This is a genomic window from Chromobacterium amazonense (assembly GCF_001855565.1).
GTDB classification, from domain to species: domain Bacteria; phylum Pseudomonadota; class Gammaproteobacteria; order Burkholderiales; family Chromobacteriaceae; genus Chromobacterium; species Chromobacterium amazonense.
Map to the genome: position 1 here is coordinate 115919 of NZ_MKCR01000027.1, position 12673 is coordinate 128591.

General features: G+C 64.7%; 17 protein-coding genes. 15 read left to right on the forward strand and 2 right to left on the reverse strand.

All coding sequences use genetic code 11. From position 1 onward, the window contains the following. The first annotated feature begins 26 nt into the window (after nucleotides 1-26). The 15 genes from hisG to BI343_RS11610 all read left to right on the forward strand — a co-directional run bounded on the left by hisG (nucleotide 27) and on the right by BI343_RS11610 (nucleotide 11054). Entirely contained in the window at nucleotides 27-668 is a 642-nt protein-coding gene (gene hisG / locus BI343_RS11540) for an ATP phosphoribosyltransferase (RefSeq protein ID WP_043621395.1), read from the forward strand. A 68-nt stretch (nucleotides 669-736) separates the two neighbouring features. Then, on the forward strand, nucleotides 737-2047 hold the full coding sequence (hisD, locus tag BI343_RS11545; RefSeq protein ID WP_071109789.1) for a histidinol dehydrogenase: 1311 nt from the start codon (nucleotides 737-739) through the stop codon (nucleotides 2045-2047). Between the two features lie 191 nt (nucleotides 2048-2238). Further along, nucleotides 2239-3315, forward strand: coding sequence for a histidinol-phosphate transaminase (hisC, locus tag BI343_RS11550; protein ID WP_071109790.1), 1077 nt, complete (start codon nucleotides 2239-2241; stop codon nucleotides 3313-3315). Between the two features lie 4 nt (nucleotides 3316-3319). Continuing rightward, nucleotides 3320-3913, forward strand: coding sequence for an imidazoleglycerol-phosphate dehydratase HisB (gene hisB, locus BI343_RS11555; RefSeq protein WP_071109791.1), 594 nt, complete (start codon nucleotides 3320-3322; stop codon nucleotides 3911-3913). Next, nucleotides 3910-4548, forward strand: a complete 639-nt coding sequence (gene hisH / locus BI343_RS11560) for an imidazole glycerol phosphate synthase subunit HisH (RefSeq protein ID WP_071109792.1) — start codon at nucleotides 3910-3912, stop codon at nucleotides 4546-4548. Before hisB ends, hisH begins: the two co-directional genes overlap by 4 nt. A gap of 21 nt (nucleotides 4549-4569) precedes the next feature. Beyond that, nucleotides 4570-5310, forward strand: a complete 741-nt coding sequence (gene hisA / locus BI343_RS11565; RefSeq protein WP_071109793.1) for a 1-(5-phosphoribosyl)-5-[(5-phosphoribosylamino)methylideneamino]imidazole-4-carboxamide isomerase — start codon at nucleotides 4570-4572, stop codon at nucleotides 5308-5310. A gap of 85 nt (nucleotides 5311-5395) precedes the next feature. Further along, nucleotides 5396-6160: an imidazole glycerol phosphate synthase subunit HisF gene (hisF, locus tag BI343_RS11570; RefSeq protein ID WP_071109794.1), complete on the forward strand. Its 765-nt coding sequence runs from the start codon at nucleotides 5396-5398 to the stop codon at nucleotides 6158-6160. Beyond that, entirely contained in the window at nucleotides 6157-6540 is a 384-nt protein-coding gene (gene hisI, locus BI343_RS11575; RefSeq protein ID WP_043620460.1) for a phosphoribosyl-AMP cyclohydrolase, read from the forward strand. Before hisF ends, hisI begins: the two co-directional genes overlap by 4 nt. A gap of 121 nt (nucleotides 6541-6661) precedes the next feature. Next, a complete protein-coding gene (locus tag BI343_RS11580; RefSeq protein ID WP_043620457.1) occupies nucleotides 6662-6985 on the forward strand; it encodes a phosphoribosyl-ATP diphosphatase in 324 nt (107 codons plus the stop codon). Nucleotides 6986-7001: 16 nt separating this feature from the next. Beyond that, nucleotides 7002-7325, forward strand: a complete 324-nt coding sequence (locus BI343_RS11585) for a histidine triad nucleotide-binding protein (RefSeq protein ID WP_043620454.1) — start codon at nucleotides 7002-7004, stop codon at nucleotides 7323-7325. A 65-nt stretch (nucleotides 7326-7390) separates the two neighbouring features. Then, nucleotides 7391-7597: a Sec-independent protein translocase subunit TatA gene (tatA, locus tag BI343_RS11590; protein WP_043620451.1), complete on the forward strand. Its 207-nt coding sequence runs from the start codon at nucleotides 7391-7393 to the stop codon at nucleotides 7595-7597. Between the two features lie 19 nt (nucleotides 7598-7616). Next, nucleotides 7617-8144 (forward strand): Sec-independent protein translocase protein TatB, encoded by a 528-nt coding sequence (gene tatB, locus BI343_RS11595; protein ID WP_071109795.1) that lies wholly within the window; start codon nucleotides 7617-7619, stop codon nucleotides 8142-8144. Continuing rightward, nucleotides 8141-8881, forward strand: coding sequence for a twin-arginine translocase subunit TatC (gene tatC, locus BI343_RS11600; protein WP_043620445.1), 741 nt, complete (start codon nucleotides 8141-8143; stop codon nucleotides 8879-8881). The genes tatB and tatC overlap by 4 nt, the downstream gene beginning before the upstream one ends. After that, the gene (locus tag BI343_RS11605; protein ID WP_043620442.1) at nucleotides 8878-9222 is read left to right on the forward strand and encodes a DUF2069 domain-containing protein; all 345 of its coding nucleotides are present in this window, start codon (nucleotides 8878-8880) and stop codon (nucleotides 9220-9222) included. The genes tatC and BI343_RS11605 overlap by 4 nt, the downstream gene beginning before the upstream one ends. Nucleotides 9223-9422: 200 nt before the next feature. Further along, complete coding sequence (locus BI343_RS11610; protein ID WP_071109796.1) at nucleotides 9423-11054, forward strand: methyl-accepting chemotaxis protein; 1632 nt, start codon at nucleotides 9423-9425, stop codon at nucleotides 11052-11054. A 131-nt stretch (nucleotides 11055-11185) separates the two neighbouring features. On the opposite strand, the gene BI343_RS11615 is transcribed toward BI343_RS11610, so the two are convergent. Next, entirely contained in the window at nucleotides 11186-11974 is a 789-nt protein-coding gene (locus tag BI343_RS11615; protein WP_071109797.1) for a TatD family hydrolase, read from the reverse strand. Further along, entirely contained in the window at nucleotides 11974-12657 is a 684-nt protein-coding gene (locus BI343_RS11620; protein WP_071109798.1) for a hypothetical protein, read from the reverse strand. The genes BI343_RS11615 and BI343_RS11620 overlap by 1 nt, the downstream gene beginning before the upstream one ends. Nucleotides 12658-12673 lie beyond the last annotated feature (16 nt).

Below are 12673 nucleotides of genomic sequence, written 5' to 3' on the forward strand. Positions count from 1 at the left end.
ATTTAAATCCTTTGCAGTAGAACATCATGAAGCTGACCATCGCCCTGTCCAAGGGCCGTATTTTTGAAGAGACCGTGCCTTTGCTGGCCGCCGCGGGCATCGAGCCGGCGGAAAAACCCGAATCCTCGCGCAAGCTGATCATCGGCACCAACCACCCGGAGGTGCAGCTGGTGATCGTTCGCGCTTCCGACGTGCCCACCTATGTGCAATATGGCGCGGCCGATCTGGGCATCGCCGGCCGCGACGTGCTGATCGAACACGGCGGCGCGGGTTTGTATCAGCCGCTGGACTTGAACATCGCCAAATGCCGGATGATGGTGGCGGTGAAGGAAGGCTACGATTACGACGCCGCCGTCCGCCAGGGCGCGCGCCTGAAGATCGCCACCAAGTATCCGCAGATCGCCCGCGAGCACTTCGCCAAGAAGGGTGTCCACGTCGACATCATCAAGCTGTACGGCTCGATGGAGCTGGCGCCGCTGGTCGGCCTGGCCGACGCCATCGTCGACCTGGTTTCCACCGGCGGCACGCTGCGCGCCAACAAGCTGGTGGCGGTCGAACACATCATCGACATCAGCTCGCGCCTGGTGGTCAACCAGGCCGCGCTGAAGCTCAAATACGACGCGATTCAGCCGGTGCTGGACGCCTTCGCCGGCGCCGTGCCGGCGTGATCCGCCGCGCCGGTCAACCAAATGCGGCTGGCCGGCGTTGCCCATAGTTCGAGTATCAGAGAATCATCATGTTGAAACTGTCCTCCTCCCAGCCCGACTTCGCCGAGCGCCTGAAAGCGCTGCTGGCCTTCGAAACCGCGCAGGACCCCGCAGTGGACGCCGCCGTGGCGTCCATCTGCGCCGATGTCCATCATCGCGGCGACGCGGCGCTGGTGGAGTACACCAACCGTTTCGACCGCACGCAGGCGGCCGGCATGGCCGACCTGACGCTGTCCCGCGAACAGCTGGCAGCGGCCTGGCAACGCCTGCCGGCCGAGGTGCGCGACGCGCTGTCCGCCGCCGCCGAGCGCGTGCGCCGCTACCACGAAAAGCAGCTGGCCCATTCCTGGAGCTATGAAGACGAAGACGGCACCTTGCTGGGCCAGCAGGTGACGCCGCTGGACCGCGTCGGCATCTACGTGCCGGGCGGCAAGGCGGCCTATCCGAGTTCGGTGCTGATGAACGCGCTGCCGGCCAAGGTGGCCGGCGTAGCCGAAATCATCATGGTGGTGCCGACGCCGGGCGGCGAGCGCAATGATCTGGTGCTGGCCGCGGCCTATATCGCCGGCGTGGACAAGGTGTTCACCGTGGGCGGCGCCCAGGCGGTGGCGGCGCTGGCCTATGGCACCGAAACCATCCCGCAGGTTGACAAGATCACCGGCCCCGGCAATGCCTATGTCGCCGCCGCCAAGCGCCGCGTGTTCGGCGTGGTCGGCATCGACATGGTCGCTGGCCCGTCCGAAATCCTGGTGATCTGCGACGGCGACACCGATCCGGACTGGGTGGCGATGGACCTGTTCAGCCAGGCCGAACACGACGAGATCGCCCAGGCCATCCTGCTGTGCCCGTCGGCGGATTACATCGCCAGGGTGGAAGCCAGCATCGCCAAGCTGCTGCCGGCCATGCCGCGCCGCGACATCATCGAGGCCAGCCTGGCGGGCCGCGGCGCGCTGATTCAGGTGCGCGACCTGGCCGAGGCCTGCGAGATCAGCAACTACATCGCGCCGGAGCATCTGGAGCTGTCGGTGGGCGATTCGGACGCGCTGCTGCCGCAACTGCGCCACGCCGGCGCCATCTTCATGGGCCGCTTCACCTCGGAAAGCCTGGGCGATTACTGCGCCGGCCCCAATCATGTGCTGCCGACCAGCCGCACCGCGCGCTTCGCCAGCCCGCTGGGCGTCTACGACTTCCAGAAGCGCAGCAGCCTGATCCGCGTATCGCAGTCCGGCGCGCAGAAGCTGGGGCGCATCGCCAGCCTGCTGGCCCGCGGCGAGGGGCTGACGGCTCATGCCCGCGCCGCCGAGCTGCGGCTGGATGGAGGCGCAGAAGGGCAGTCTTGAGGCGGTATGGCGCCTTGCCTTCGCCGCATGGCTGGATTTTTCCTTCGCTCTTGAATTGAGAACCCGTGCCCGCGCCGCAACAGGCGCGGCAGCGCCGGCGCAAGGCAGTAGCCCGTGGCGCGCCAACGGGTTACGATGGCCTTTTGCCCGCTTGCGGGCACATTACGGCGCTTTGCGCCGCCAGGCAGACCATGACGACCAAACTGACCGCCAAGCAACTCGTCCGCGACGAAATCACCGCCATCGGCGCCTATCATGTGGCCGACGCCGCCGGCTACATCAAGCTGGATGCGATGGAAAACCCGTGGCCGCTGCCCGTGGAGCTGCAACACGAACTGGCCGCCGAACTGGCCCAGGTTGCGCTGAATCGCTATCCGGACGCCAATGGCGGCGGCCTGAAGGATGATTTGCGCGCGGCCTTCGCCATTCCGGCTGCGGCCGACATCGTGCTGGGCAACGGCTCGGATGAACTGATCACGCTGATCACCCAAGCGTTGGCGCGTCCCGGCGCCAAGCTGTTGGCGCTGGAGCCGTCGTTCGTGATGTACAAGATGAACGCGCTGTTCTCCGGCCTGCAGTATGTGGGCGTGCCGCTGCGCGAGGACTTCACGCTGAATCTGCCGGCCACGCTGGCCGCCATCGAGCGAGAACAGCCGGCGGTGGTGTTCGTGTCCTACCCCAATAATCCCACAGGTCCGCGCTACGCCCGCGACGAGGTGCTGGCGATCTGCCGCGCCGCGCCGGGCCTGGTGGTGGTGGACGAGGCTTACCAGAGCTTCGCTTCCGACAGTTTCATGGACCTGGCCGGCGAGCTGGACAACCTGCTGGTGATGCGCACGCTGTCCAAGCTGGGCTTGGCCGGCATCCGCCTCGGCTACGCCGCGGCCTGTCCGGCGTGGATTGTCGAACTGAACAAAGTGCGGCCGCCTTACAACGTCAATGTGTTGACCCTCGCCGCAGCGAAGTTCGCACTGAAGCACCTGGACGTCTTCAACCGCCAAGCGGCCGAATTGCGCGCCGAGCGCGGTCGAATCTCCGATGCGCTGGCGGCGCTGCCGGCGCTGACCGTGTTCCCGTCCGAGGCCAATTTCCTCACCGTCCGCGCGCCGGACGCCGCGGCGCTGCACCAGCATCTGAAAGCGAGCGGCATCCTGATCAAGCAGCTGCACGGCAGCCATCCGCTGCTGGACAATTGTCTGCGCCTGACCGTGGGCAGCCCAGACCAGAACGCGGCCTTGCTGTCCGCCATTCAACGTTTTTTTGCCTGAAGCCATGAGAACCGCAACTGTCACCCGCAACACGTTGGAAACCCAGATCACCGTCACGCTGAATCTGGACGGCACCGGCGTCGGCCGCTTTGAAACTGGCGTGCCCTTCCTCGACCACATGATGGATCAGATCGCCCGCCATGGCTTGATCGACCTCGACGTCCAGGCAGTGGGCGATCTGCACATCGACGCCCACCATACTGTGGAAGACATCGGCATCACTCTGGGCCAGGCCTTTGCCAAGGCCATCGGCGACAAGAAAGGCATCCGCCGCTACGGCCATGCCTATGTGCCGCTGGACGAGGCGCTGTCCCGTGTGGTGATCGATTTGTCCGGCCGCCCCGGCTTGGTCTACAACGTCGAATATACCCGCGCCAGCATCGGCCAGTTCGATGTCGATCTGTTCTCGGAGTTTTTCCACGGCTTCGTCAATCACAGCATGAGCACGCTGCACATCGACAATCTGCGCGGCCACAACAGCCACCACCAGGCCGAGACCATCTTCAAGGCCTTCGGCCGCGCGCTGCGCATGGCCTGCGAGCATGATGAGCGCATGGCCGGCATCACGCCGTCCACCAAGGGGACGCTCTCCGCATGAAAGTCGCAGTGATTGATTACGGCATGGGCAATCTGCACTCGGTGCTGAAGTCCTTGCAGGCCGTCAACGACATCGGCGCCGATATATTCCTGACCCGCGACCCGGATGCCGTGATCCAGGCCGACAAGGTGGTGTTTCCCGGCCAGGGCGCGATGCCGGACTGCATGCGCGAGCTGAACCGCCACGGCTTGGCCGATGCCGTCCGTGAAACTACGAAGAGCAAGCCGTTTTTTGGAATCTGCGTAGGCGCGCAGCTATTGTTTGAACATAGCGCGGAGGGCGACACCGCCGGCCTGGGCCTGTTTCCGGGCAAGGTGCTGCGGTTTGCCGACGATCTCACCGCCGGCGGCGAGCGGCTGAAAGTGCCGCACATGGGTTGGAACCAGGTCTACCAGACCCAGTCCCACCCGATGTTCGCCGGCATCGCCGATGGCGAGCGTTTTTACTTTGTGCACAGTTATCACTTTGCGCCGGCCGACGCGGCGCTGACGCTGGCGGAGAGCGAATATCCGCAGCGGTTTGCCTGTATCGTCGGGCGTGGCAACATATTCGCCACGCAGTTTCACACCGAAAAGAGCCACCGCGCCGGACTTCAGATGATGAAGAATTTCCTGGCCTGGGACGGCAATGTTTAACTTACCCACACACCTAGCACCATGCTGCTGATACCCGCGATAGACCTGAAAGACGGTCAGTGCGTGCGCCTGAGACAGGGCGCAATGGACGACGCCACCATTTTCTCCGACGATCCGGTCAAGGTTGCCGCCCATTGGCGCGACCAAGGCGCGCGCCGACTGCATCTGGTGGACTTGAACGGCGCTTTCGCCGGCAAGCCGAAAAACTTGTCGGTGATCCGCGACATCCTCGGCGAGGTCGGCACCGACATGCCGGTGCAGCTGGGTGGCGGCATCCGCGACCTGGACACCATCGAGGCCTACCTCGACATGGGCTTGTCCTACGTGATCATCGGCACCGCCGCGGTGAAGACGCCGGGCTTCCTGCACGACGCCTGCGACGCCTTCCCCGGCCAGGTCATCGTTGGCCTGGACGCCAAGGACGGCATGGTGGCGATCGACGGCTGGGCCAAGATCACCAACCATAACGTGATCGATCTGGCCAAGCGCTTCGAAGACTACGGCGTCAACTCGGTGATCTACACCGACATCGGCCGCGACGGCATGATGACCGGCGTCAACATCGAGGCCACCGTCAAGCTGGCGCAGGCGCTGACCATCCCGGTGATCGCCTCCGGCGGCCTGACCAACCTCGACGACATCCGCGCGCTGTGCGCGGTGGAGGACGAGGGCATCGAAGGCGCCATCACCGGCCGCGCCATCTACGAAGGCAGCATAGACTTCGCCGCCGCGCAGACGCTGGCGGACGAACTGGCCGGCTAAACCCGGCTGATCGCGCCAAACGGCGGGCTGGCCCCGCCGCTTGGCGTGCCTGAAGTTTTCTGGCTGAAGTTTTCTGGATAGTTACATGCTTGCCAAACGCATCATCCCCTGCCTGGACGTGACCGCCGGCCGCGTGGTCAAGGGCGTCAATTTCCTGGGCCTGCGCGACGCCGGCGACCCGGTGGAAATCGCCCGCCGCTACAATGAGCAGGGCGCCGACGAACTGACCTTCCTCGACATCACCGCCAGCTCCGACCAGCGCGACATCATTCTGCACGTCATCGAGGCGGTGGCGGAGCAGGTATTCATTCCCTTGACCGTCGGCGGCGGCGTGCGCAGCATCGCCGACATCCGCCGCCTGCTGAACGCCGGCGCCGACAAGGTCAGCATCAATACCGCCGCGGTCACCCACCCCGACTTCGTGCGCGAGGCGTCCGACCACTTCGGCAACCAGTGCATCGTGGTGGCGCTGGACGCCAAGGCGGTCACGCCGGAAAACGACCGTTGGGAAATCTTTACCCACGGCGGCCGCAACCGCACCGGGCTGGACGCCGTCGAGTGGGCGCGCAAGATGCAGGCGCTGGGGGCCGGCGAAATCCTGCTGACCAGCATGGACCGCGACGGCACCAAGGCCGGCTTCAACCTGCCGCTGACCCGCGCGGTGTCCGACGCGGTGGGCATCCCGGTCATCGCCTCCGGCGGCGTCGGCAACTTGCAGCATTTGGTCGATGGCGTCAAAGAAGGCCACGCCGACGCGGTGCTGGCCGCCAGCATCTTCCATTTTGGCGAATATACGGTGAGCGAGGCCAAGCAGGCCATGCGCGCCGCCGGCATCGAGGTGAGGCTATGAGCTGGCTGGACGAAGTGAAGTGGGACGACAAGGGCCTGGTCACCGCCATCGCCCAGGACGCCGCCAGCGGCCGGGTGCTGATGGTGGCGTGGATGAACCGCGAAAGCCTGCAGCTGACCGCCGACACCGGCATCGCCCACTACTGGAGCCGTTCGCGGCAGAAACTGTGGAAAAAGGGCGAGGAGTCCGGCCATGTGCAGACGGTGAAGGAGCTGCGGCTGGACTGCGACGGCGACGTCATCGTGATGCAGATCGAACAAATGGGCGGCATCGCCTGTCACACAGGACGGGAGAGCTGTTTCTACCGCCGTTTCGAGAACGGCGGCTGGATGACCGTGGACGCCGTGCTGAAAGACCCGCACAGTATTTACCACGGCTGAGTTGCCGCCGGTCAACGCTGCCCGCGATGGACGGGTTACAATGACCGGCCGGGCCGCGCTGTCATCGGCTCGCCATGCCGGATGCGTATAATCGCCGGATTTCGGCGCAAAGGATATCGAGATGACCCCGGATGTGTTGAAAAATATCGCCGACACGCTGGAAGCCCGCCGCGAGGCTGCCCCGCAGTCTTCCTATGTGGCTTCGCTGTTTCACAAGGGTGAGGACGCCATCCTGAAAAAGGTGGCGGAGGAGGCGGCGGAGACGCTGCTGGCCTCCAAGGACAAGGATAAGCTGCACCTGGTGCGCGAAGTGGCCGACCTGTGGTTCCATACCATGGTGCTGTTGACATATCATGGCTTGCGTCCCGAAGACGTGGTGATGGAGCTGCATCGCCGCGAAGGCATCTCCGGGCTGGACGAGAAAGCCTCGCGCAAAACCACTTGATGATGGATTGAATTCGATGAGCGATTGTCTTTTCTGCAAGATCGTGGCGGGCCAGATTCCCGCCAACAAGGTTTACGAAGACGACGATGTGCTGGCCTTCCACGACATCCGTCCGATCGCGCCGGTGCATTTCATGATCATTCCCAAGCTGCACGTCGACTCCTTGGCGCACTGCGGCCCGGAGCATGAGGCGGTGCTGGGCAAGATCCTGACGCTGGCCCCCAAGCTGGCCAGGGAGCAGGGCCTGGAGTCCGGCTTCAAGACCGGCATCAATACCGGCCGCGGCGGCGGCCAGGAAGTGTTCCATCTTCACGTTCACGTGTTCGGCCACAAGGGCTGACGCGTTTTTCGGCTTCGCGCCGGGATGCGATCCGGCGTCTGTTTCATGAATAAGGAAGAGTCACAATGGGTTCTCTGAGCATCTGGCACTGGCTGATCGTGCTGCTGATCGTGGTACTGGTGTTCGGCACCAAGAAGCTGCCCAACATCGGCAAGGACCTCGGCAATGCGGTCAAGGGCTTCAAGGAAGGCATGAACGAGGGCGCCAAGGATGCCCAGCCGCCGGCCAAGGACGCTGGCCGCATCATCGACGGCGAAGCCGACAAGAAATAAATCCGGATGGTGACGCGGCGTGCTTGACATCAGCTTTGGCGAATTCGTCCTGATCGGCGTGGTGGCCCTGGTGGTGCTGGGGCCGGAGAGGCTGCCTGCCGTGGCGCGCACCGTGGGCGCCCTGGTGGCGCGCGCGCAGCGCTTCGTGGCCACGATGAAGGCGGACATCCAGCACCAGGCCAATCTGCAGGGACTGGACAGCATACGCCAGGACCTGCAGGAAGCGGCGCACAGCTTCCGCGGCCAGCTGGAATCCGAGGTGCAGCAGGTGCGCGACGCGCTGGACCACCATTCCGCCGAGGCCCGCAATCTGGCCGAGCAGGCGGCGGAGCCGTTCCACGAGGCCGAGCGCACCATACACGGCGGCATCGTCCCGGAAGACGCCGCGCCGGCAACGGAAGCGGCATCGACGGCTGAAAGCGCCGCGCCGGAGCCGGCTGACGCGCCGCCTCCGCGCGACGAGAATCAGCTGGACCTGTTCGACGACATGCCGCCGCGCAGTAGCGCGGCGCCCCAAACCCAAACTCCTCCGCAAGCCCATCAATGAACGAACAACCGCTGCTCGCGCATCTGATCGAGCTGCGCACCCGGCTGGTGCGCGCCCTGCTGGGCATCGCCCTGGTTTTTCTGGGCCTGTTCCACTGGTCATCGGACATCTACCACCTGCTGGCGAAGCCGCTCCTGGACGCCTTGCCGCACGGCGGCAGCATGATCGCCACCGAGGTGACGTCCACCTTCTTCGTGCCGATGAAGCTGACCATGCTGGCGGCGTTTTTGATCTCGCTGCCGCATACCCTGTACCAAGTCTGGGCCTTCGTCGCGCCGGGGCTGTACGCCCACGAGAAGAAGCTGGTCCTGCCGCTGGTGCTGGCCAGCTTGGTGCTGTTTCTGGTGGGCATGTCCTTCGCCTATTTCCTGGTGTTCCCGGTGGTTTTCCATTTCATGTCGGCGGTGACGCCGGCCGGCGTCAGCATGATGACGGACATCGATAAATATCTGTCCTTCGTGCTGGGCATGTTCATGGCTTTCGGCACCACCTTCGAGGTGCCGGTGATCGTGGTGGTGCTGACGCGGATGGGCGTGGTGTCGGTGGCCAAGCTGCGCGAGGCGCGGCCTTATGTCATCGTCGGCGCCTTTGTGATCGCCGCCATCGTCACGCCGCCGGACGTGCTGTCGCAGACCATGCTGGCCGTGCCGCTGTGGCTGTTGTACGAGGCCGGCGTGATGGTGGCCGCGCTGATGGAGCGCAAGGCGCGACGCGCTCAGGCCGAGCCAGCGCCATGAGCCGCGATCATTTCCGCCAAGGCGCGTCCGCCGCGCTGATCGTCCTGATCCTGATGACTCTGGCTTGGGAGCTGTGGCTGGCGCCGCTGCGCGCTGGCGGCTCCTTCCTGGCGTTCAAGGCGCTGCTGCTGCTGCTGCCCTTGCGCGGCATCCTGGCCGGTCGCCTGTATACCTACCAATGGTCCAGCATGTTCATCCTGGGCTTTTTCACCGAAGGCGTGATGAGGGGATGGGCCGACCACGGCCTGGCGCAGCGATTGGCATGGTGTGAAGTCCTGGTTAGTACACTATTCTTTATCTGCGTATTGGGATTTGCCAGGAGCTTCAAGCAGCGCGCTTGAGGTGAATGGACAAGACGAAAAGTCCGGCAGCTCATGCTGCCGGTTTTTTTTTGGGCTTTTGGATACTGTTATCGCGTGAATGTTCCCGTTGGCGATATGGCATGTGGCCGCCTGTGGCGACCCTCGTCTAGAATCCCAGCATATAACGAGACCGGGTACAGCCCGGCCGGCATTCACTCTATTGGGTATGGGGAAATACCATGCGGAATTTGTCTATCGCAGCCAGGATCACGCTTGGCTTCGCGCTGCTATTGGCGGCGCTCATTCTCACCGGATTGTTGGCGCAACTGGGTCTGGGCAAGATTTCGGCGCGGGCCCAAGACGTCACCTCGCACGAGTTGGCCTTTTATACCGACATTGTCCGATTGCAGCGCGCTATGGGCAATCTGCGGCGTTTCGAAAAAGACTACTTCATCAATATCGCCAACGACGGCAAGCGCACCGAGTACCTGGGTAAATGGAAAAAAGCGCAGGCCGACGCGCAACTGGCGATCAGCCAGGCCGGCACCCATCCGCTGAACGATGAGGCCTCTCAGCAATTGTCGAAACTGTCCGGCCTGCTTGGCGGTTATGCCGACGGTTTCGGCAAGGTGTCGTCGCAGGTGGAGGGCAAGCAGCTTGCCGCTACCGCTGACGCCAACCACGAGCTGGAAAAGTACAAGGACAATATCCACCAGATGGAAGGCGTGGTGGATGTGCTGGGCAAGAACGCCGCGGATGCGGTGGGCTTGCTGGACGACGAGATCAATGCCACGGCCGCCAGCGTGCGCAGCCAGATGCTGGCCGAGATCATCGCGGCGCTGGTGATAGGCGTGCTGATCGCCTGGTACATCATCTCCTCCATCCGCCAACCCTTGCTGCAAATGCGCGATGCCAATCAGGAGCTGGCGGACAAGCGCAATCTACGGCTGCAATTGCCGGATTTCGGCAACAACGAGTTGGGCAGTGCCGCCGCCTCATTGGCCAAGCTGGTGGACAGCGTGCGCGCGGTGGTGGTGGAGTCGCAGGGCCACTCGGCGCAGTTGGCCAAGGCCGCCAATCAGTTGAATGTCGTCAGCGAGCATGTGTCGTCTGCGTCGGCGCATCAATCCGAGGCCGCATCCAGCGGCGCGGCGGCCATCGAGCAGATGTCGGTCAGCATCAATCTGGTGGCGGACAGCACCCAGGATGTGGAGCGGCAGGCGCGGCAGACGATGGAGCAAGCTGCAACGGGCAGCGAGCTGGCGCAGAAGGCGGCCGGCGAGATCCGCCAGATCGCCAGCACCATCACCGAAACCGCTACCGTGATGGACGGCTTGAACCAGCGCTCCGCCGACATTGGCGACATCGTCCGGGTGATCCACGATATCGCCGACCAGACCAATCTATTGGCGCTGAACGCGGCGATCGAGGCGGCGCGCGCCGGCGAAATGGGCCGCGGCTTCGCCGTGGTGGCGGACGAAGTGCGCAAACTGGCCGAACGCACCAGCCAGGCGACCACCGAGATTTCCGGCCATATCGACGGCGTGTTGGCCGACACCCAGCGCGCCTACCAGAGCATGCAGCAGGCCAACGGCAAGATTGAGACCGGCGTGGTCAGCGCTTCCAGCGTGGCGGATGCGCTGCAGCAGATCCGCGAGCTGGCCGAGCATTCGGTGCATCGCATCGCCGACATCGCCAACGCGATCAAGGAGCAAAGCCTGGCCAGCCAGGAGGTGGCGCGCAATGTGGAACAGATCGCGCAGATGAATGGCCAGACCACCGAGGCGGCCGGCGAGGCCAGCGCGCTGGCCAGCGAGCTGCAGGCATTGTCGCATGAGCTGGACACCTGTTTGCAGCGCTTCCGCGCTTGAGCCGGCTGCGGGTTCGCGCATCCCAAGCCCCGGCCATGCGCCGGGGTTTTGCATGATGGTCCTGGATTTTGAATCCGCTGCGCGGATAGCTGTTTTCATCGCCAGCGCGGCCCGGCGGACGGAAACCCGACTCAGGCCAATCCCAGCGCCGCCAGCGTGTTGGCGTAGAGCGCGTCTTGCAGGGTGGAGACCTCCATGCCGCGCAACTCGGCCAGCACGGCGACAAAGCGCGCCAGCTGCGCCGGCTCGTTGGGGACGTCCTGGGCGTATTCCGGCCGGATGTCCGGCGCGTCGGTTTCCAGCACCAGGCTGGACAGCGGCAAGGTGGCGGCGAGTTGGCGGATGCGGCGTGAGCCGCTGTAGGTCATCGCGCCGCCGAAGCCCAGTTTGAAACCCTGGCGGATGAAGGCCTGGGCTTGTTGTTCGCTGCCGTTGAAAGCATGGGCGATGCCGCTTTCCACCTTTTGCTCGCGCAAATGTTTCAGCACCCGGTCCACCGAGCGGCGCACATGCAGCACCGCCGGGAGGCCGTGCTTGCGCGCCAGCTTCAGTTGCTCCACCAGCAGCGCCTCCTGCCGCATCGGGTCCAGCTCGGGCAGATAGAAATCGAGGCCGATTTCGCCCACCGCCGCCGGCGCATGCGCCGCCAGCGCGGCGTCGAGCAGAGCCAAGTGATCGTCCAGATGCTGGTCCAGATAAATCGGGTGCAGGCCGAAGGCGATCCAGCAGCCGTAACGGGCGCGCATCGCCAGCACGTCGTCGAAATTGCCGGCTGTCACTGCAGGCACCAGCAATTGGCCCACGCCGGCGGCCTGCGCCCGCGCCACCACGCCGTCGATATCCGGCCGCAGCTCCGGCGCGTCCAGATGGCAATGGCTGTCTATCAGGCAGGCGGCGGCCGGCAGCGGGGCGAAACGCATCACAGTTTCCAGGTGAAGCCCAGCAGGGTTTGCCAGCCTGCGGTGTGGCTGCCGGTATTCTCGGCCGCCCAGCGACTGCCTGCGCCCAGGTCCAGCGTCCAGTGCTTGGCGAGCGGATGCGACATCACCAGCAGCAGATTGCTCTGTTCCAGCTGCCAGCCGGGGCCGTCATCGCTATGGTTCAAACCCAGGCGGCGTTTCTGGTTGGCCAGGCTGGCCCAGCCCAGCACCGAGAATTTCTGCCCCATCCAGTCGCCCAGCGGCGCGTCCAGCGTGGCCGCCAGCAACTGACCGGGATGGCTGCTGCCGATGCGGCTGGCGTAGCCGAAGGACAGGCTGCCGTCGCGCGGCAGGTCAAAGCCGTAGCGCGCCAGCGCCAGGCTCTGCGACACACCGCCGCCCAGGCTCCAGGCCGGCTCGCTGGCCACGCCCAGCGACACCCAGCCGCCCGGCGCCGGCAGCGCCCAGCCGCCTTCGCCGTCCTGGATGTACAGGGCGCCGAAGCGGGTGCGGTACTGCATGTCCACGCTGGGCTGCAGCCGCGAGGAATTGCCGTAAGGGGTTTGCCGGGTCATCAGCTCGGTGCTGATGGACAGGTCGAGGTCCTTGCCGTCGTCGGCGCGACAGGAGAGGGAGGCCAGCGACAGCAAGAGCAGGCTGGCGAGGAAGGGCAGGCGGGACATGGGGGCTCCGGTAGTG

What these genes read in the sequence shown, in the direction of transcription:
- hisI (WP_043620460.1), top strand. Translation starts at nt 6,157, where the DNA reads ATGAGCTGGCTGGACGAAGTGAAGTGGGACGACAAGGGCCTGGTCACC.
- hisF (WP_071109794.1), top strand. Translation starts at nt 5,396, where the DNA reads ATGCTTGCCAAACGCATCATCCCCTGCCTGGACGTGACCGCCGGCCGC.
- hisB (WP_071109791.1), top strand. Translation starts at nt 3,320, where the DNA reads ATGAGAACCGCAACTGTCACCCGCAACACGTTGGAAACCCAGATCACC.
- BI343_RS11615 (WP_071109797.1), bottom strand. Translation starts at nt 11,974, where the DNA reads ATGCGTTTCGCCCCGCTGCCGGCCGCCGCCTGCCTGATAGACAGCCAT.
- hisD (WP_071109789.1), top strand. Translation starts at nt 737, where the DNA reads ATGTTGAAACTGTCCTCCTCCCAGCCCGACTTCGCCGAGCGCCTGAAA.
- BI343_RS11580 (WP_043620457.1), top strand. Translation starts at nt 6,662, where the DNA reads ATGACCCCGGATGTGTTGAAAAATATCGCCGACACGCTGGAAGCCCGC.
- hisG (WP_043621395.1), top strand. Translation starts at nt 27, where the DNA reads ATGAAGCTGACCATCGCCCTGTCCAAGGGCCGTATTTTTGAAGAGACC.
- tatA (WP_043620451.1), top strand. Translation starts at nt 7,391, where the DNA reads ATGGGTTCTCTGAGCATCTGGCACTGGCTGATCGTGCTGCTGATCGTG.
- BI343_RS11605 (WP_043620442.1), top strand. Translation starts at nt 8,878, where the DNA reads ATGAGCCGCGATCATTTCCGCCAAGGCGCGTCCGCCGCGCTGATCGTC.
- hisH (WP_071109792.1), top strand. Translation starts at nt 3,910, where the DNA reads ATGAAAGTCGCAGTGATTGATTACGGCATGGGCAATCTGCACTCGGTG.
- hisA (WP_071109793.1), top strand. Translation starts at nt 4,570, where the DNA reads ATGCTGCTGATACCCGCGATAGACCTGAAAGACGGTCAGTGCGTGCGC.
- tatC (WP_043620445.1), top strand. Translation starts at nt 8,141, where the DNA reads ATGAACGAACAACCGCTGCTCGCGCATCTGATCGAGCTGCGCACCCGG.
- BI343_RS11610 (WP_071109796.1), top strand. Translation starts at nt 9,423, where the DNA reads ATGCGGAATTTGTCTATCGCAGCCAGGATCACGCTTGGCTTCGCGCTG.
- BI343_RS11585 (WP_043620454.1), top strand. Translation starts at nt 7,002, where the DNA reads ATGAGCGATTGTCTTTTCTGCAAGATCGTGGCGGGCCAGATTCCCGCC.
- BI343_RS11620 (WP_071109798.1), bottom strand. Translation starts at nt 12,657, where the DNA reads ATGTCCCGCCTGCCCTTCCTCGCCAGCCTGCTCTTGCTGTCGCTGGCC.
- hisC (WP_071109790.1), top strand. Translation starts at nt 2,239, where the DNA reads ATGACGACCAAACTGACCGCCAAGCAACTCGTCCGCGACGAAATCACC.